The 17,038-nt window shown below is 59.6% G+C and carries 15 protein-coding genes and 1 riboswitch; of the genes, 8 read left to right on the top strand and 7 right to left on the bottom strand.

Features of this window, described 5'->3' with window-relative positions; all coding sequences use genetic code 11:
• Positions 1-14 precede the first annotated feature (14 nt).
• Both epd and tkt read right to left on the bottom strand, forming a co-directional pair.
• Positions 15-1,076, bottom strand: a complete 1,062-nt coding sequence (epd, locus tag PSH88_RS02300) for an erythrose-4-phosphate dehydrogenase (RefSeq protein WP_305424756.1) — start codon at positions 1,074-1,076, stop codon at positions 15-17.
• Between the two features lie 152 nt (positions 1,077-1,228).
• Positions 1,229-3,226: a transketolase gene (tkt, locus tag PSH88_RS02295; protein ID WP_305424754.1), complete on the bottom strand. Its 1,998-nt coding sequence runs from the start codon at positions 3,224-3,226 to the stop codon at positions 1,229-1,231.
• Positions 3,227-3,499: 273 nt separating this feature from the next.
• Between tkt and PSH88_RS02290 the strand changes: the two genes are divergently transcribed.
• From PSH88_RS02290 to PSH88_RS02275, 4 genes are all read left to right on the top strand, one after another.
• The gene (locus PSH88_RS02290; RefSeq protein ID WP_305483459.1) at positions 3,500-4,495 is read left to right on the top strand and encodes an ArsR/SmtB family transcription factor; all 996 of its coding nucleotides are present in this window, start codon (positions 3,500-3,502) and stop codon (positions 4,493-4,495) included.
• A gap of 18 nt (positions 4,496-4,513) precedes the next feature.
• On the top strand, positions 4,514-5,704 hold the full coding sequence (metK, locus tag PSH88_RS02285) for a methionine adenosyltransferase (protein ID WP_123500165.1): 1,191 nt from the start codon (positions 4,514-4,516) through the stop codon (positions 5,702-5,704).
• A 212-nt stretch (positions 5,705-5,916) separates the two neighbouring features.
• A complete protein-coding gene (gene ligB / locus PSH88_RS02280; protein ID WP_305424751.1) occupies positions 5,917-7,596 on the top strand; it encodes an NAD-dependent DNA ligase LigB in 1,680 nt (559 codons plus the stop codon).
• Positions 7,597-7,686: 90 nt separating this feature from the next.
• The gene (locus tag PSH88_RS02275; protein ID WP_253546534.1) at positions 7,687-8,082 is read left to right on the top strand and encodes a DUF1090 domain-containing protein; all 396 of its coding nucleotides are present in this window, start codon (positions 7,687-7,689) and stop codon (positions 8,080-8,082) included.
• A 64-nt stretch (positions 8,083-8,146) separates the two neighbouring features.
• Here PSH88_RS02275 and PSH88_RS02270 read toward each other — a convergent pair whose 3' ends face one another.
• Positions 8,147-8,596 carry a c-type cytochrome gene (locus PSH88_RS02270; RefSeq protein ID WP_305424750.1) on the bottom strand — a complete coding sequence of 150 codons (450 nt, stop codon included), beginning with the start codon at positions 8,594-8,596 and terminating at the stop codon, positions 8,147-8,149.
• Between the two features lie 128 nt (positions 8,597-8,724).
• Here PSH88_RS02270 and mltA point away from each other — a divergent pair, with 128 nt between their 5' ends.
• Positions 8,725-9,909 carry a murein transglycosylase A gene (gene mltA, locus PSH88_RS02265; RefSeq protein ID WP_305424749.1) on the top strand — a complete coding sequence of 395 codons (1,185 nt, stop codon included), beginning with the start codon at positions 8,725-8,727 and terminating at the stop codon, positions 9,907-9,909.
• 156 nt (positions 9,910-10,065) lie between these two features.
• On the opposite strand, the gene PSH88_RS02260 is transcribed toward mltA, so the two are convergent.
• Both PSH88_RS02260 and PSH88_RS02255 read right to left on the bottom strand, forming a co-directional pair.
• Complete coding sequence (locus tag PSH88_RS02260) at positions 10,066-10,449, bottom strand: MAPEG family protein (protein WP_305424748.1); 384 nt, start codon at positions 10,447-10,449, stop codon at positions 10,066-10,068.
• A gap of 50 nt (positions 10,450-10,499) precedes the next feature.
• The gene (locus tag PSH88_RS02255) at positions 10,500-11,333 is read right to left on the bottom strand and encodes an EamA family transporter (protein ID WP_305424746.1); all 834 of its coding nucleotides are present in this window, start codon (positions 11,331-11,333) and stop codon (positions 10,500-10,502) included.
• A gap of 221 nt (positions 11,334-11,554) precedes the next feature.
• Here PSH88_RS02255 and PSH88_RS02250 point away from each other — a divergent pair, with 221 nt between their 5' ends.
• On the top strand, positions 11,555-12,724 hold the full coding sequence (locus PSH88_RS02250; RefSeq protein WP_305424745.1) for an MFS transporter: 1,170 nt from the start codon (positions 11,555-11,557) through the stop codon (positions 12,722-12,724).
• Positions 12,725-12,745: 21 nt separating this feature from the next.
• Here the strand turns inward: PSH88_RS02250 and PSH88_RS02245 are convergent, their stop codons facing one another.
• Both PSH88_RS02245 and PSH88_RS02240 read right to left on the bottom strand, forming a co-directional pair.
• On the bottom strand, positions 12,746-13,633 hold the full coding sequence (locus PSH88_RS02245) for a formate/nitrite transporter family protein (protein WP_305424744.1): 888 nt from the start codon (positions 13,631-13,633) through the stop codon (positions 12,746-12,748).
• Positions 13,634-13,706: 73 nt separating this feature from the next.
• Positions 13,707-14,111, bottom strand: a complete 405-nt coding sequence (locus PSH88_RS02240; protein ID WP_052965028.1) for an acyl-CoA thioesterase — start codon at positions 14,109-14,111, stop codon at positions 13,707-13,709.
• 198 nt (positions 14,112-14,309) lie between these two features.
• Positions 14,310-14,408, top strand: a riboswitch (S-adenosyl-L-homocysteine riboswitch).
• A 23-nt stretch (positions 14,409-14,431) separates the two neighbouring features.
• Between PSH88_RS02240 and ahcY the strand changes: the two genes are divergently transcribed.
• Positions 14,432-15,841: an adenosylhomocysteinase gene (ahcY, locus tag PSH88_RS02235; RefSeq protein ID WP_007898042.1), complete on the top strand. Its 1,410-nt coding sequence runs from the start codon at positions 14,432-14,434 to the stop codon at positions 15,839-15,841.
• 191 nt (positions 15,842-16,032) lie between these two features.
• A complete protein-coding gene (gene metF / locus PSH88_RS02230; RefSeq protein WP_305424743.1) occupies positions 16,033-16,878 on the top strand; it encodes a methylenetetrahydrofolate reductase [NAD(P)H] in 846 nt (281 codons plus the stop codon).
• The last annotated feature ends 160 nt before the right edge of the window (positions 16,879-17,038 follow it).

The following is a 17,038-nucleotide window of genomic DNA, read 5'->3' as shown; positions in this document are numbered from 1 at the left end:
CCTGGATAGCTGTTTTAGAGAGCAGGTTTTGGTTGTGGTGCAGCTGTTTGCAAATAGTGTTCTGCAACGTCCAGCATTCGATTGGCAAAACCCCATTCGTTGTCGAACCAGGCCAGGATGTTCACCAGCCGTGGGCCGGAAACGCGGGTCTGACTGGCATCGACGATGGCCGAATGTGGGTCATGATTAAAATCACAACTGGCGTGAGGCAACTCGGTGTAGGCCAGAAGGCCTTTGAGCGGGCCATGGGTGGCGGCCTCGCGCAGAATCCGGTTGACCTCGGTGGCGTCGGTATCGCTCACGGTCTGCATCGTAATATCGAGGCAAGACACGTTAACCGTCGGCACCCGCACGGCTTTGGCCTGAATTCGCCCCGCAAGTTCCGGCAGCAGGCGCTCAATGCCTCGCGCCAGACCAGTGGACACCGGAATCACCGACTGGAACGCCGAACGGGTGCGGCGCAGATCTTCGTGGTGATAGGCGTCAATCACCGGCTGATCGTTCATCGCCGAGTGAATGGTGGTGATCGACACGTATTCCAGACCAATGGCCTGGTCCAGCAGGCGCAACAGCGGCACGCCGCAGTTGGTGGTGCAGGACGCGTTGGACACCAGCAGCTCGTCGCCGGTCAGGCAATCCTGGTTTACGCCGTAGACGATGGTGGCGTCGACATCCGCCTCGCTGGCCATCGGCTGGGAGAACAGCACCCGTGGCGCACCGGCGTCGAGGAAACGCTGGCCATCCTGACGGGTGTGGTAAGCGCCGGAGCACTCCAGCACCAGATCGACGCCCAGTGACGCCCAATCGATGCCTTCGGGGGTGGCACTGCGCAGGACCTTCACGCAGTCGCCATTAATATGCAGACAATCGCCCTCGACCCTCACTTCGCCGGGAAACCGCCCGTGAGTGGAGTCGAAGCGTGTCAGGTATTCGATGCTGGCCATGTCGGCCAGATCGTTGATCGCGACAATTTCAAACCCGGCCTTCTCGCCTCGCTCAAACAACGCACGCAAGACGCAACGACCAATCCGGCCGTAGCCGTTGAGTGCAACTTTGTAAGGACGCGGTTGAGGCATGGGGTTCTCGATTACCGTGGTGAATCCGTCATTGCAGTGTTGCCCCACCGACCGCTATCGCGGGCAAGCCCGCTCCCACATGGACGGTGAAAATCCCTGTGGGAGCGGGCTTGCCCGCGATAGCGTCAGAACAGGCAATACATACCCTGAACTTAGTCTTCCAGCAGCTCTTCAGCCTGACCCAGGATGTTTTCCAGGGTGAAGCCGAACTCTTCGAACAAGGCAGGCGCAGGCGCCGACTCGCCGTAGGTGGTCATGCCGATCACGCGGCCTTCCAGGCCCACGTACTTGTACCAGTAGTCCGCGTGGGCGGCTTCGATGGCGATACGCGCGCTGACCTGCAACGGCAGAACCGCTTGCTTGTAGCCGGCGTCCTGGGCTTCGAAGACGCTAGTGCACGGCATCGACACCACACGGACCTTGCGGCCTTGCTCGGTCAATTTGTCGAAGGCTTGAACGGCCAGGCCGACTTCCGAACCGGTGGCGATCAGGATCAGTTCAGGCTCGCCTGCGCAGTCCTTCAGCACGTAACCGCCACGGGCGATCTCTTCGATCTGGATCGCATTGCGGGTTTGGTGCTGCAGGTTCTGACGGGAGAAGATCAGTGCCGAAGGACCGTCGTCACGCTCCAGAGCGCATTTCCAGGCCACTGCCGATTCAACGGCATCGGCTGGACGCCAGGTGTCGAGGTTCGGCGTGCAGCGCAGGCTGGCCAGCTGCTCGATCGGCTGGTGAGTCGGGCCGTCTTCGCCCAGACCGATGGAGTCGTGGGTGAACACATAGATGATGCGTTTCTTCATCAGAGCCGACATGCGCACTGCGTTGCGGGCGTATTCCATGAACATCAGGAAGGTCGCGCCGTAAGGCACCAGGCCGCCGTGCAGGGCCACGCCGTTCATGATCGCGCTCATGCCGAACTCGCGAACGCCGTAGTACATGTAGTTGCCGCTGGCGTCTTCCGCGGTGACGCCTTTGCAACCTTTCCACAGGGTCAGGTTGGAACCGGCCAGGTCAGCCGAACCGCCGAGCAATTCCGGCAGCAGCGGGCCGAACGCGTTCAGGGCGTTCTGGCTGGCTTTACGGCTGGCGATGGTTTCGCCCTTGGCCGCGACTTCAGCGATATACGCCGAGGCTTTTTCAGCGAAGTCTTCCGGCAGGTCACCGCTCAGACGACGAATCAGTTCGTTGGCCAGCTCCGGGAAGGCAGCGGAGTAAGCAGCGAAACGCTGATCCCACTCGGCTTCGGCAGCGCGACCGGCTTCCTTGGCGTCCCACTCGGCATAAATGTTGGCCGGGATTTCGAACGGGCCGTGGTTCCACTTCAGTGCTTCACGGGTCAGGGCGATTTCCGCGTCACCCAATGGGGCGCCGTGGCAGTCTTCCTTGCCTTGCTTGTTCGGCGAACCGAAACCGATGGTGGTCTTGCAGCAGATCAGCGTCGGCTGCTCGCTTTTGCGCGCCGTGTCGATGGCGATCTTGATTTCTTCCGGGTCGTGACCGTCGACGTTGCGGATCACTTGCCAGTTGTAGGCCTCAAAACGCTTCGGCGTGTCGTCGGTGAACCAGCCTTCGACTTCGCCGTCGATGGAGATGCCGTTGTCATCATAGAAGGCGATCAGCTTGCCCAGGCCCAGCGTACCGGCCAGAGAGCTGACTTCGTGGGAAATGCCTTCCATCATGCAGCCATCACCCAGGAACACGTAGGTGTGGTGATCGACAATGTTATGGCCGGGACGGTTGAACTGCGCCGCCAGGACTTTTTCTGCCAGAGCGAAACCCACGGCGTTGGCCAGGCCTTGGCCCAATGGACCGGTGGTGGTTTCAACACCCGGGGTGTAACCGAATTCCGGGTGACCCGGGGTGCGGCTGTGCAACTGGCGGAAGTTTTTCAGGTCATCGATCGACAGGTCGTAGCCGGTCAGGTGCAGCAGCGAGTAGATCAGCATCGAACCGTGACCGTTGGACAGCACGAAGCGGTCACGGTCAGCGAACGATGGATTGCTCGGGCTGTGCTTCAGGTAGTCACGCCAAAGTACTTCGGCGATATCCGCCATACCCATAGGGGCACCGGGATGGCCGCTGTTGGCTTTTTGCACGGCATCCATGCTGAGGGCACGAATGGCGTTGGCACGCTCACGACGGCTGGGCATCGCTGATCTCCTGCGGATATTGAATCGAGAGTGAATAAAACGAAACGGAAAAAAGGCGAGCATTTTCCCTCACCGACCGCCTTCGGGGCAATGACAGATAGTCATCTGAAGGCGTTTTTCCAATGGATAACGACGTATTCGACTGGTGAAACCTTTCCGCCGTTCGTTTGCTGACTGAACCTAACGCTGAGAAGTGCCATCTATCGAGCAATATCAAAACTTTTTGATATTGCTCTTGCGGTGATTTCTGAGCGTCACTAGACTGCTGGCCTTATGAACTTACGCGCACCCTCCATTCGACACGACGATTGCGATGAGCTGGCGGCCCTGTGCAAGGCCGGCGGCGATCCTCTGCGGCTGAATGTATTGCGCGCGCTGGCCAACGATTCGTTTGGCGTACTGGAACTGGCGCAGATCTTCGGCATCGGCCAGTCCGGCATGAGTCATCACCTCAAGGTGTTGGCCCAGGCCGATCTGGTGGCGACCCGTCGTGAAGGCAATGCGATTTTCTACCGTCGCGCCCTGCCTCACACCGATCTGCTGGGTGGCAAGCTGCATGCCGCGCTGCTGGAAGAAGTGGACAACCTGACCCTGCCGACTGACGTTCAGTCGCGGATCGGTCAGGTCCATGGGCAACGGGCGGCGGCCAGCCAGGATTTTTTCTCACGGGTCGCGGAGAAGTTTCGCGCCCAGCAAGACTTGATCGCCGGCCTGCCGCAATACCGCGAAAGCGTGGTGGCACTGCTCGACAAGTTGAGTTTCGGCCCCGGCGCCACAGCCATCGAAGTGGGCCCTGGCGACGGCGGTTTTTTGCCAGAACTGGCGCGTCGTTTCGCTCAAGTCACGGCGCTGGACAACAGCCCGGCGATGCTCGATCTGGCCCGTCAGGTCTGTGAACGTGAAACGCTGGCTAACGTCAGCCTGCAATTGGCCGATGCATTGAACGGTGTAAGCCTCAAGGCTGATTGCGTTGTATTGAACATGGTACTGCACCATTTCGCCGCGCCGGCCGAAGCACTCAAGCGCATGGCCGACTTGCTGCAACCGGGCGGTAGCCTGCTCGTGACAGAGTTATGTAGCCACAACCAGAGTTGGGCCAGGGAGGCCTGCGGTGATCTGTGGTTGGGGTTTGAACAGGACGATCTGGCCCGTTGGGCCACCGCTGCGGGACTCGTTCCCGGGGAAAGCCTCTATGTAGGCTTACGTAATGGTTTCCAGATTCAGGTCCGCCATTTTCAGCGACCGGCTGGCGACACTCACCATCGGTAAATTCAGGAAAAAATCGAGATGAGCGAATACTCCCTCTTCACCTCCGAGTCCGTGTCCGAAGGGCATCCGGACAAAATCGCCGACCAGATTTCCGATGCGGTGCTGGACGCCATCATTGCTGAAGACAAATTCGCCCGTGTAGCGGTCGAGACTCTGGTAAAAACCGGCGTGGCAATCATTGCAGGTGAAGTCACCACGTCGGCCTGGGTCGACCTGGAAGACATCGTCCGGAACGTGATTCTCGACATCGGCTACAACAGCTCCAATGTCGGTTTCGACGGCGCGACCTGCGGCGTGATGAACATCATCGGCAAGCAGTCCCCTGACATCAACCAAGGTGTTGATCGTGCCAAGCCTGAAGACCAGGGCGCCGGCGACCAGGGCCTGATGTTCGGCTACGCCAGCAACGAAACCGACGTGCTGATGCCCGCACCGATCACCTTCTCGCACCAGTTGGTTCAACGTCAGGCTGAAGCCCGTAAATCCGGCCTGCTGCCTTGGCTGCGCCCGGACGCCAAGTCCCAAGTGACTTGCCGTTACGAAGGCGGCAAGGTTGTCGGTATCGACGCCGTTGTACTGTCGACCCAGCACAACCCTGACGTGTCCTACAAAGACCTGCGCGAAGGCGTGATGGAACTGATCGTCAAGCACGTACTGCCTGCCGAGCTGCTGTCCAAGGACACCCAGTTCCACATCAACCCGACCGGCCAATTCATCATCGGTGGCCCGGTTGGCGACTGCGGCCTGACCGGTCGCAAGATCATCGTCGACAGCTACGGCGGCATGGCCCGTCACGGCGGCGGCGCATTCTCCGGCAAGGATCCATCGAAGGTTGACCGTTCGGCAGCCTACGCCGGTCGTTACGTGGCCAAGAACATCGTCGCTGCCGGCCTGGCCGAGCGTTGCGAGATCCAGGTTTCCTACGCGATTGGTGTTGCCCAGCCTACGTCGATTTCGTTGAACACCTTCGGCACCGGCAAAATCAGCGACGACAAGATCGTCAAACTGGTTCGCGAAGTGTTCGACCTGCGTCCATACGCGATCACCACCATGCTCGACCTGCTGCACCCGATGTACCAGGAAACCGCAGCGTACGGCCACTTCGGTCGCACTCCGGCAACCAAGACTGTGGGCGACGACACGTTCACCACTTTCACCTGGGAAAAAACCGACCGCGCCGACGACCTGCGTGTCGCGGCCGGCCTGTAAGACTTCCCCGGCGGTACCCAAAGCCCCGCACGGTTTGCCGTGCGGGGCTTTTTATTGCCTTGCTGCTTGAGACCGTGTCGCCGCCTTCGCGAGCAAGAGGCCAGCCCGGTCACCTCTGCCTCATGCCAGAAACACTCAGCAAAAAAACCACCCTTCGCGCCTACCAGTACTGATCTAGCCTTCAAGCATCCCAACGAGCAAGGACGCTCTCGATGCTGCCCAACCTGCGCCTGTTTTTCGGTTTCCTGCTGACCCTCACCTACCTGACCGCCAATGCCGCCGAATGCCCCGACTGGCCGCCCGCCCGCGCGCAGGAAGAAATCACCACCCTGCAACAGCAAATCGATCGCTGGGACGACAGCTACCACCGTGAAGGCCAGTCGCTGATCGCCGATGAACTCTACGATCAGTCCCGCGCGCGACTGACCGAATGGCGCGAGTGCTTTGATTCAGGCCCCTCCACCGAACCATTGCGTACGGCTGGCGGCACGGTGGCTCACCCCATCGCCCACACCGGCCTGGAAAAACTACGCGATGGGCGCGCTGTCGAAGCCTGGCTAAAAGATCGGGGAGAGGTCTGGATTCAGCCCAAGGTCGACGGCGTGGCGGTGACGTTGATCTATCGCAACGGCCGGCTGCATCAGGCGATCAGTCGGGGGGATGGGGTAAAGGGCCAGGACTGGACCGCCTCGGCGCGCCAGATCGCCGCCATCCCTCAAAAGCTTCCGCGGTCGCTGGACTTGCTGCTGCAAGGCGAACTCTATTGGCGCCTGAGCGAACACGTACAAGCCCAGGCTGGCAGCCTCAATGCCCGCGCCACGGTGGCCGGGTTGATGGCACGCAAGGTGCTGAGCACCGAGCAAGCCGCCGGTATCGGATTATTTGTCTGGGACTGGCCGCAAGGCCCGAAAAATCTGCCCGACCGGGTGGCGGCTCTGGATGAATTGGGGTTCCCGAGCACGGCGCCCTACAGTCAGCGGATCAAGGCATTTGCCGATGCCGAACGCTGGCGCGATCACTGGTATCGCTCCCCCCTGCCCTTTGCCAGCGATGGCATCGTTATGCGTCAGGGCCAACGCCCATCGGCCGAGCGTTGGCAGGCGAAAACGCCTTACTGGAGCGTCGCCTGGAAATACCCCTTTGCCCAAGCGCTGGCCGAGGTGCGCAAGGTCCACTTCAAGATCGGGCGGACCGGCCGGATCACGCCGGTGCTGGATCTGGCGCCGGTGATGCTCGATGACCGGCAAATCAAGCGCGTGAGCGTCAGCTCGCTGCAACGCTGGGAAGCGCTGGACATTCGTCCCGGCGATCGGGTCGCCATCAGCCTGGCGGGGCTGACCATCCCCAGGCTCGAGGGTGTCGTATTGCGCAGCACCGAACGCCCTGTATTGAACGTACCGCGGGCGGCAGACTTTCATTCTTTAAGCTGCTGGCAACCAACACCAGGATGTGAAAGCCAATTCCTCGCACGCCTGACCTGGCTCAGCGGCAAACAGGGGCTGGCCTTGGCTCACGTCGGGCCAGGCACCTGGGAGAAACTGCTCAAGGCTGAACGTCTTGGCAACCTGCTCGATTGGTTGACCCTCGATGAGCAAGAGCTTGCTAACATTGACGGCTTCGGCGAGCGCAGCAGTGTTCGTCTCTTGAACAGTTTCAACAGCGCCCGACAACGTCCGTTCGCTCGCTGGCTCAAAGCCTTGGGCTTGCCGCCGACCGGCCAAGCCAACCTGGCCGACTCCTGGCAGGCGCTGGCGCAACGAAACACCGAACAATGGCAGGCCGAAGCCGGCATCGGCCCGGGGCGCGCAGCGCAATTGAGCGCATTTTTCCGCGACCCGCAGGTCCTGGCCTTGAGTGAAACATTACGTGTTGCCGGGATTGACGGCTTCTAGACGCCAGCCCGGCCCGAGAACCGGGAACCCAAAGGTGCCGATGCGCTCAAACAGCCCATCGCTATATCGAATTTTTCACCTGGAGCTTTTATGAAACTTCTTTCACCGCTCGCCTTGTTGACCCTGTGCAGCGTGATGGCCGCTCCATTGATGGCCGCCGAAGATGCACCGGGCCTCACCGGCTGCGCCGCCAAAAAACAAGGCATCATCAACCAGATTGAACTGGCCAAGTCTCGCGGCAACGCCGATCAACAGGCGGGCCTGGAAACTGCCCTGAGCGAAGTCACTGCCCACTGCACCGACGCCTCCTTGAAGAAGGAACGGGAAAACAAGGTGCTCGACGCCAAGCACGAAGTCAGCACACGTCAGGCCGACCTCGACAAGGCAATGAAAAAAGGCGACGCCGAGAAGATCAACAAGCGCAAAGACAAACTGGCTCAATCGCGCAAAGAGTTGCAGGAAGCGCTGGATGAGCTGGATAAGTAAGCAATCATTTTGAACTCAAAAGATCGCAACCTCCGACAGTTCCTACCTGCGATCTTTTCTGGAATCAATGATCCCGAAACTCTTTATGGCACGCACTGCAGGCATCTTCGACTTTCTGTACCGCCGGCCCCAGATTACTGACCTTGTAGGGCTGAACCTTGCTGGCAATCACCAGGTCACCGGTGGCGCCTTCAAGAGTGCGGGCCATTTCCTGGAAGCGTGCCTGCTTCTGCCAGACATCGTCCTTGGCGCTGGTGTGATCTTCTTCGCGCACCTGCGGGAAATGTTTCCACGGCTCATGGGACAAAGCATCGAGTTTCATGGCGCCGTCGACGAATTTCGGGCCATCGAACGGAATACGCCCACGCAACATACCGCCCAGGTCTTCGCCGGTCTTGAGCATCTGCTTGAAGATCGCCTTGCGCTGACCCAGCGGCGAGTTCGGGTCGACTCCACCGCAGGCGGACAAGGTCAGGCAGGCCAGCAATACAACAGAAAGTCTTTTAAGAGTCATGGTGGCTTCAGGTCACTGGAAACGGCGGCCAGTATCCTCGCGTCACCGGCAAAGACCAATAGCCCTATTATCAATACGGGTTGTTTGAGCGCATGGAGCACTCAGGCAACCGACAAAGGAATTACTCCATGAACAGCCGTTTCAAGGCATGGCGTCACAATCTGGCCTGGACCCTTCCGATGGTGGCCGTGCTGGCAGGTTGCACCGGCGGCGACAGCAGCAAACCGAAAACCCATGCACTGGCGACCTACTCCAGCGCCACTTGGGAAGCGCTTCCGGCGGTGTCCGACAACGACCTCGTCGCCGGCTTCGGCTCGTGGCGCAGCGCCTGCACCCGACTCAAGGCTGACCCGGTCTGGGGCGGCACCTGTGCAGCTTCCGTCAATGTGCAGCCAACCGCCAATGACATCCGTGGTTTCCTCAAACAGAACCTGGACGTCTATGGCCTGCGTGCCGCCAATGACAACCCCAACGGTCTGATTACCGGTTACTACGAACCGGTGTACCCCGGCAGCCTGACCCAGACCGAGGAAGCCAACATCCCGGTGTACGGTGTGCCCGAGGACATGATCATCGTCTCGCTGGACAGTATCTATCCGGAACTCAAAGGCAAGCGCCTGCGGGGCAGACTCGAAGGTCGCGTGCTCAAGCCGTACGACGACGCGGCAACGATTGAAACCAACGGTGTGAAGGCGCCGGTGATTGCCTGGCTGACCGACCCGATGAACCTGCAGTTTCTGCAAATCCAGGGTTCGGGTCGCATCCAGCTTGATGACGGTCGTCAATTGCGCATCGGCTATGCCGACCAGAACGGCCACCCCTATCGCCCCATCGGCCGCTGGCTGGTGGACCAAGGTGAGCTGAAGAAAGAAGACGTGACCATGGGTGCTATCAGCACCTGGGCCAAGGCCAATCCTGCGCGCATTCCCGAACTGCTCGGCAGCAACCCCAGCTACGTGTTCTTCACCCGCAACCCCGACAGCAATGAAGGGCCACGCGGTTCGCTGAATGTACCGCTGACCGCGGGTTATAGCGCGGCGGTGGACCGCAAGGTGATTCCGCTCGGCAGTCTGTTGTGGTTATCGACCACACGCCCGGACGGCAGCGCGCTGGTACGTCCGGTGGCCGCGCAAGATACTGGCGGCGCGATTGCCGGCGAGGTCCGCGCGGACCTGTTCTGGGGCACGGGCGAGGCGGCCGGGCAATTGGCCGGCGACATGAAACAGCAGGGACAGATCTGGATGCTTTGGCCTAAAGGGGCGGCGTTGCCTCAAGTGCCGCAGGTTGCCGATACGGCTAAAGCTAATCCTTAAGAGTTGGATCGACAGCACTACTGCATTCGCGAGCAAGCCCGCTCCTACATTGAATTATCGGCGGACACACATCTTGTGTTCACTGAAGATTCAATGTGGGAGCGGGCTTGCTCGCGAAGAGGCCCTGACAAACACCGGAAGTTTCAACGACCAGATTCAGACCGACACAACAAAGAAACTGACGATCAACCCCATCCCCACAAACCACACCAGCGACCGTAGCATTGCCCAGTCCGCCAAATAGCAAATGATGAAGAGCAGCCGACTGGTGATGAACAGCACCGACAGCACATTGATTGTCACCAGTTCGGCATTGCCGGCCAAGTGAGCCACGATCACCGCCGCCGCAAACGCCGGGGTCACTTCAAAACTATTCAGTTGCGCCGCATACGCCCGCTTGCCCAAGCCCTCCAGAGAGTCGAGAAACCCCCGAGGGTCATGATTGTGTCTAAGCCCATACCCGCCACTGATCTTGGCGATACCTATGCACAAATAAGGCAAGCAGATCGCAATCAAAATGCACCACAGAGCAACCGTCATAACGCAGTCCCTTCTTCAAGTTATAGAAAATCGAATTCCATCAGGGGCGACTAAAACTTCATCACCAACATGCCGATCAGCACCAGCCCACAGGCTAAGAGACGGGGCCTGCCGAAAGGTTCTTTCAGGTAGCGCATGCCAAACAGCACCACCAGAATCACACTGATCTCGCGCAACGCCGCTGCTTCGGCAATCGAGCCGAGCTGCATGGCCCACAGCACCAGAGCGTAGCTGAACAGTACGCAAAACCCGACCGCCAACCCCAACCGCCACTGCTCGCGCCAGAACAGCATGAACGCCGGCCGCTTGCGCACCAGCGCCAGTAATGGGAACGGCCAGGCGCTGAGCAAGGTGACCCACACCAGGTAATCCAATGGGTGGGACCAGCGCCGTAAGGCCTGACCATCGATGAAGGTATAGCAACCGATGCACAACCCGATCAGCGCCACCACCGGCAGCATCGACCATGGCAGTCGCACCCCGCCACCGCCTTGCCAGAGCAGGCACAACATGCCGAACGGGATCAGCAAAATCCCGAAGATCTGCTGAGCCGTCAGCACTTCCCCGGCGAAGATCAGCGTCAGTGCCAGTACCACCAGCGGCGACAGGCCACGCATCAAGGGATAGACCAGACCGAGATCGCCGACCCGATAGGCCTGGATCAACAGGTAGCGATAGAGCAACTCGAATGCCGCTGACGCGAGAATCCACGGCCACATCTCCAGTGGCGGCAGCGCCACGAAGGGCAGCATCAGGGCGACAAACAGCAGCGCCACGCTGTCCATGCAGGCCACCACCAACAGCCGCTCCGCGCTGAATTTGATCAGGGTATTCCACGCCGCGTGCAACAGCGCTGCCACCAACACCAGACCCGTCGCAAGCACGGCACACTCCTTATTTTGCCCCACCCTCCCCCTCACATCATGGGGCAGAGAATTGATTCGCCATATGTCTGCAGCTGTTTATACTGCAAGCGACCACGCCGCACTCAGTTGCGCACACACTAATTCCAATAATTCCTGCCTCTGCCCGCTCTCACCGAGAACGGTCGTCGGCCTGCGTATGCCTGATCAAAGCGTCAAGACTACCGACAGAGACCTTGCGCATGCCACTCGCCTTGCTTGCACTGGCTGTTGCCGCCTTCGGCATCGGCACCACTGAATTCGTCATCATGGGCTTACTGCCCGATGTCGCCCGCGACCTCGCCGTGAGCATTCCTCACGCGGGCCTGCTCATCACCGGTTACGCCCTGGGCGTGGTGTTCGGTGCGCCGATCCTCGCGGTCGGTACCGCCGACATGCCGCGCAAAGCCACGCTGTTGGGCATGACGCTGATGTTCATTCTCGGCAACATCCTCTGCGCCCTGGCGCCGAACTACGCCACTTTGATGGCCGCGCGGGTAATTACGGCGCTGTGCCATGGTGCGTTTTTCGGCATCGGTTCGGTGGTCGCTGCCGGCTTGGTGGCACCGAACAAACGAGCCCAAGCGATTGCCATGATGTTCACCGGCCTGACGCTGGCCAACGTGCTGGGCGTTCCATTGGGCACCGCGCTCGGGCAATACGCCGGCTGGCGCTCGACGTTTTGGGCGGTCTCGGTGATCGGTGTGATTGCGGCCATTGCGCAGTGGGTTTGGCTGCCCAAGGAAATCCCCATGGACAAGGCCAACCTGGCCAGCGAGTTCAAAGTGCTGGGCAAGGTCAACGTGCTGCTGGCGCTGGGCATGAGCGTGCTGGCGTCCACCAGTCTGTTCAGCGTGTTCACCTATATCGCGCCGATCCTGCAAGACATCACCGGTGTCAGCCCGCATGGCGTGACGATCATGTTGCTGTTGTTCGGGGTCGGTCTGACGGCAGGCAGCATGCTTGGCGGCCGATTGGCGGACAGTCGTTTGCTGCCTTCTCTGGTGGGCATGGCGCTGGCCGTGGTCATCGTGCTGGCCGCTTTCAGTCAGACCAGTCACTCAGTGATCCCGGCGGCGATCACGCTGGTGTTGTGGGGCATCTTCGCGTTTGCGCTGTGCCCGATCCTGCAATTGCTGATCATCGATCAGGCTCATGAAGCGCCGAACCTTGGATCGACGTTGAATCAAAGCGCATTCAATCTCGGCAACGCAGCCGGGGCATGGATTGGCGGGCTGGTGGTGGCCAGTGGCGCGGACCTGGCGGACTTGCCGTGGACCGGCGCACTGGTCAGCGGGTTGACGGTACTGACGGCGCTGCTTTTCATCTACCTGCAGCGTCACAGTGCTGTCACGGTCAATGTGTCCGGCTGACAGAGTCAGTTTTGCCACTGATCATTTTTTGATCTTCTGCGGTTCGGGCTCCTGGTCCCGCTCCGCCGACGTCTTCGCCGGCCCGATTTCACTGCGAATCTGCGCGTGACTGATCAGCGCGAAGATAAAACTGCCACCGATGATGTTCCCCACCAGCGTGGGACCTGCGAATACCAGCCAGAAATCCTTCCACGGTAAGTCGCCGGCAAATACCAGGTAGGAAACCTCGACCGATCCGACCACGATGTGGGTGAAATCTCCAAGGGCCATGAAATAGGTGATGAGGATGATGATCCACATCTTGGCGCTTTCCATGGACGGGATCATCCAGACCATGGTGGCAATCATCCAGCCGGAGATGATGCCTTTGGCGAACATTTTGCTGGCATCGTTCTCCATGACCTTGCGCCCGATGTCGAGGAAGGCCAGATCGGTCTTGGTGTCGAAAATCGGCAGGTGCAACATCACATACGCCACCAGCAAGGTGCCGCAGAGGTTGCCCACCAGCACTACCGACCACAGTCGCAGAAGCCGACCGAAGTTACCCAGCGTAGGTTTGCTCATGATCGGCAGTACGGCAGTCAGGGTATTTTCGGTGAAGAGTTGCTGGCGGGCGAGAATCACCGCGAGAAAACCTGCGCAGTAACCGAAGCTGGCGATCACCTTGAAGCCCTCGCCGTCCGGCAGACGCGAGTTGAGCAGCCCCATGCCCATCAGCGACAAACCCATGGTCAGGCCGGCAGCCAGGGCCGACCACCACAGCGCCGCGACACTACGCTCGAGCTCCTTATCACCCTGGGTGCGAATGATTTCGTGCAGCACCGCCGCGCGCGGTGGCTGGTTCTTGTCGACCTCGCGCTGTTCTTTCGCCGAGAGGTCCGGGGTCTTGCCGTCTTTGGACGTGTCCATAAAGCTCCTGAACCAGTGGCGTGTCGTTTAATTACGACACGCGGGGTTCAGGTCCGTTCTGTAGGAGGTTCGCTTATCCGACGATGTCATCATCCTTGAACTGGTCTTTGACGTACCTGATCTCGGTCCGGCCGTGCGGCGCGGGCAGGCCGTCTTCACCCAGGTTGACGAAAACCATCTTCTCCACCGTCAGGATGCTCTTGCGGGTGATCTTGTTGCGCACTTCGCAGGTCAGCGTGATCGAGGTGCGACCGAACTCGGTGGCGGTGATGCCCAGTTCGATGATGTCGCCCTGACGCGAGGCGCTGACAAAATTGATCTCGGAAATGTATTTGGTGACCACGCGCTGATTACCCAGCTGGACGATGGCGTAGATCGCCGCTTCTTCGTCGATCCAGCGCAACAGGCTGCCGCCGAACAGCGTGCCGTTGGGGTTGAGGTCTTCGGGTTTTACCCATTTGCGGGTGTGGAAATTCATGCTCACTCCTGACCGTCTTGCCGATTGATGCCGGCCATCATGGCAGAGCCCGGACTAGAGCTCTATTACGCATCGACTATGGTCTCGATTACCGTTCGGACATTGACCAACAGAAACGCTTTGGAAGATCAGCATAGCCCGCTATAATCGCCCCCGTTTCAAAACGGTAATGTTCACTTGCTACCGTTTTCCCGCCACCTGTCCGAGGGGCGCTGCAGCAGGTTCGACCTGTCAGGCTCGGATGGGGCGTTGACTGGCCACGGCCAGACACTAAACGCACAACGGCGCCCATTCGCATACATTACGAATGGAGGCTCATCATGAGCGCTGTTATCACGCCTGTAGATTTTAACGATTACAAAGTCGCCGACATGTCCCTGGCTGCCTGGGGCCGTCGCGAAACCATCATCGCCGAATCCGAAATGCCAGCCCTGATGGGTCTGCGCCGCAAATACTCCGCCGAGCAACCGCTCAAAGGCGCGAAGATCCTCGGCTGCATCCACATGACTATTCAGACTGCCGTGCTGATCGAAACCCTGGTTGCCCTGGGTGCCGAAGTGCGTTGGTCGTCCTGCAACATTTTCTCGACTCAAGACCAGGCCGCTGCCGCTATCGCTGCTGCCGGTATCCCGGTTTTCGCCTGGAAAGGCGAGACTGAAGAAGAGTACGAGTGGTGCCTGGAGCAAACCATCCTGAAAGATGGCGCGCCTTGGGATGCCAACATGATCCTCGACGACGGCGGCGACCTGACCGAGCTGCTGCACAAGAAATACCCGGCGATCCTGGACCGTGTCCACGGCGTCACCGAAGAAACCACCACCGGCGTTCACCGCCTGCTGGACATGCTGGCCAAGGGCGAGCTGAAGATCCCGGCCATCAACGTCAACGACTCGGTGACCAAGAGCAAGAACGACAACAAGTACGGCTGCCGTCACAGCCTGAACGACGCGATCAAGCGCGGTACCGACCACCTGCTGTCCGGCAAGCAAGCGCTGGTCATCGGTTACGGTGACGTGGGCAAGGGCTCGGCCCAGTCCCTGCGTCAGGAAGGCATGATCGTTAAAGTCTCCGAAGTCGACCCGATCTGCGCCATGCAAGCCTGCATGGACGGTTTCGAACTGGTTTCGCCGTTCATCGACGGTATCAACAACGGTACCGAAGCGAGCATCGACAAAGCACTGCTGGGCAAGATCGATCTGATCGTGACCACCACCGGCAACGTCAATGTTTGCGACGCAAACATGCTCAAAGCCCTGAAGAAGCGCGCTGTTGTCTGCAACATCGGCCACTTCGACAACGAAATCGACACCGCTTTCATGCGCAAGAACTGGGCATGGGAAGAGGTGAAGCCGCAGGTTCACAAGGTTCACCGCACCGGTCCAGGCGCTTTCGACGCTCAGAACGACGACTACCTGATCCTGCTGGCCGAAGGGCGTCTGGTTAACCTGGGCAATGCCACCGGCCACCCAAGCCGCATCATGGACGGTTCGTTCGCCAACCAGGTTCTGGCGCAGATCTTCCTGTTCGGCCAGAAGTACGCCGACCTGTCGCCAGCCCAGAAAGCCGAGCGCCTGACCGTTGAAGTACTGCCGAAGAAACTCGACGAAGAAGTGGCCCTGGAAATGGTCCGCGGTTTCGGTGGCGTGGTCACTCAACTGACCAAGCAACAGGCTGACTACATCGGCGTGACCGTCGAAGGCCCGTTCAAGCCGCACGCCTACCGCTACTGATCGGTCCTGCTGCCTGCTCTCCCTTGTGGGAGCGGGCTTTTTGTGGGAGCTGGCTTGCCTGCGATAGCATCTCCTCAGTGTTCCTGAAACACCGAGGTGCCAGCATCGCGGGCAAGCCCGACTCCCACAAAAGCCCGCTCCCACATTGGGATGTGCAAGCGTCCGGCTTACGTGTTTCCAAGGATATGACCATGTCCCAAGACCGTCGCTACAGCTTCGAATTCTTCCCTACGAAGACCGATGCTGGGCATGAAAAACTGATCGCCACTGCCCGTCACCTGGCGACCTACAATCCCGACTTCTTCTCCTGCACCTACGGCGCTGGTGGTTCGACCCGTGATCGCACCCTCAACACCGTGTTGCAGCTTGAAAGCGAAGTCAAAGTCCCTGCTGCACCGCATTTGTCCTGCGTGGGCGACAGCAAGGCCGACCTGCGCGGCCTGCTGAGCCAGTACAAGGCAGCCGGCATCACACGTATCGTTGCGCTTCGCGGTGACCTGCCCTCGGGCATGGGCATGGCCAGCGGCGAGATGCGTCACGCCAATGACCTGGTTGAATTCATTCGTGAAGAAACCGGCGATCATTTCCACATCGAAGTCGCCGCTTACCCGGAGATGCATCCGCAAGCGCGAAATTTCGAAGACGATCTCAACAACTTTGTGCGTAAGGCCAACGCCGGCGCCAACAGTGCGATCACCCAGTACTTCTTCAACGCCGACAGCTATTTCTACTTCGTCGAGCGTGTACGGGCCAAGGGCGTGAACATCCCGATCGTGCCGGGGATCATGCCGATCACCAACTACAGCAAGCTGGCGCGCTTTTCCGACGCTTGCGGTGCGGAAATTCCGCGCTGGATCCGCAAGCAACTGGAAGCTTACGGCGACGACACCCAAAGCATTCAAAGCTTTGGTGAGCAAGTCATCACCGAGATGTGCGAACGCCTGCTGCAAGGTGGTGCACCGGGGCTGCACTTTTACACGCTGAATCAGGCTGAACCGAGCCTGGCGGTGTGGAACAACCTGAAGTTGCCACGCTAATAATCGTTAACGCACGATCAAAAGATCGCAGCCTTCGGCAGATCCTGCAGGGGAATACGTACCTCTGCAGGCGCTACCGAAGACTGCGATCTTTTGCTTTTGATGTCCGATCCAGAGCTTCTGGATCCGGTTTCTGGCTCTTTATGATTTCTCGTCGTAA

The sequence above is a fragment of the Pseudomonas wuhanensis genome (assembly GCF_030687395.1).
Classification (GTDB): domain Bacteria; phylum Pseudomonadota; class Gammaproteobacteria; order Pseudomonadales; family Pseudomonadaceae; genus Aquipseudomonas; species Aquipseudomonas wuhanensis.
The sequence above is the reverse complement of the archived record's forward strand: the minus strand, read 5'-3'. Positions and strand labels throughout refer to the sequence as shown.

Coding starts and splice junctions, on each gene's coding strand:
- epd (WP_305424756.1), bottom strand. CDS start 1,076: ATGCCTCAACCGCGTCCTTACAAAGTTGCACTCAACGGCTACGGCCGG.
- tkt (WP_305424754.1), bottom strand. CDS start 3,226: ATGCCCAGCCGTCGTGAGCGTGCCAACGCCATTCGTGCCCTCAGCATG.
- PSH88_RS02290 (WP_305483459.1), top strand. CDS start 3,500: ATGAACTTACGCGCACCCTCCATTCGACACGACGATTGCGATGAGCTG.
- metK (WP_123500165.1), top strand. CDS start 4,514: ATGAGCGAATACTCCCTCTTCACCTCCGAGTCCGTGTCCGAAGGGCAT.
- ligB (WP_305424751.1), top strand. CDS start 5,917: ATGCTGCCCAACCTGCGCCTGTTTTTCGGTTTCCTGCTGACCCTCACC.
- PSH88_RS02275 (WP_253546534.1), top strand. CDS start 7,687: ATGAAACTTCTTTCACCGCTCGCCTTGTTGACCCTGTGCAGCGTGATG.
- PSH88_RS02270 (WP_305424750.1), bottom strand. CDS start 8,596: ATGACTCTTAAAAGACTTTCTGTTGTATTGCTGGCCTGCCTGACCTTG.
- mltA (WP_305424749.1), top strand. CDS start 8,725: ATGAACAGCCGTTTCAAGGCATGGCGTCACAATCTGGCCTGGACCCTT.
- PSH88_RS02260 (WP_305424748.1), bottom strand. CDS start 10,449: ATGACGGTTGCTCTGTGGTGCATTTTGATTGCGATCTGCTTGCCTTAT.
- PSH88_RS02250 (WP_305424745.1), top strand. CDS start 11,555: ATGCCACTCGCCTTGCTTGCACTGGCTGTTGCCGCCTTCGGCATCGGC.
- PSH88_RS02245 (WP_305424744.1), bottom strand. CDS start 13,633: ATGGACACGTCCAAAGACGGCAAGACCCCGGACCTCTCGGCGAAAGAA.
- PSH88_RS02240 (WP_052965028.1), bottom strand. CDS start 14,111: ATGAATTTCCACACCCGCAAATGGGTAAAACCCGAAGACCTCAACCCC.
- ahcY (WP_007898042.1), top strand. CDS start 14,432: ATGAGCGCTGTTATCACGCCTGTAGATTTTAACGATTACAAAGTCGCC.
- metF (WP_305424743.1), top strand. CDS start 16,033: ATGTCCCAAGACCGTCGCTACAGCTTCGAATTCTTCCCTACGAAGACC.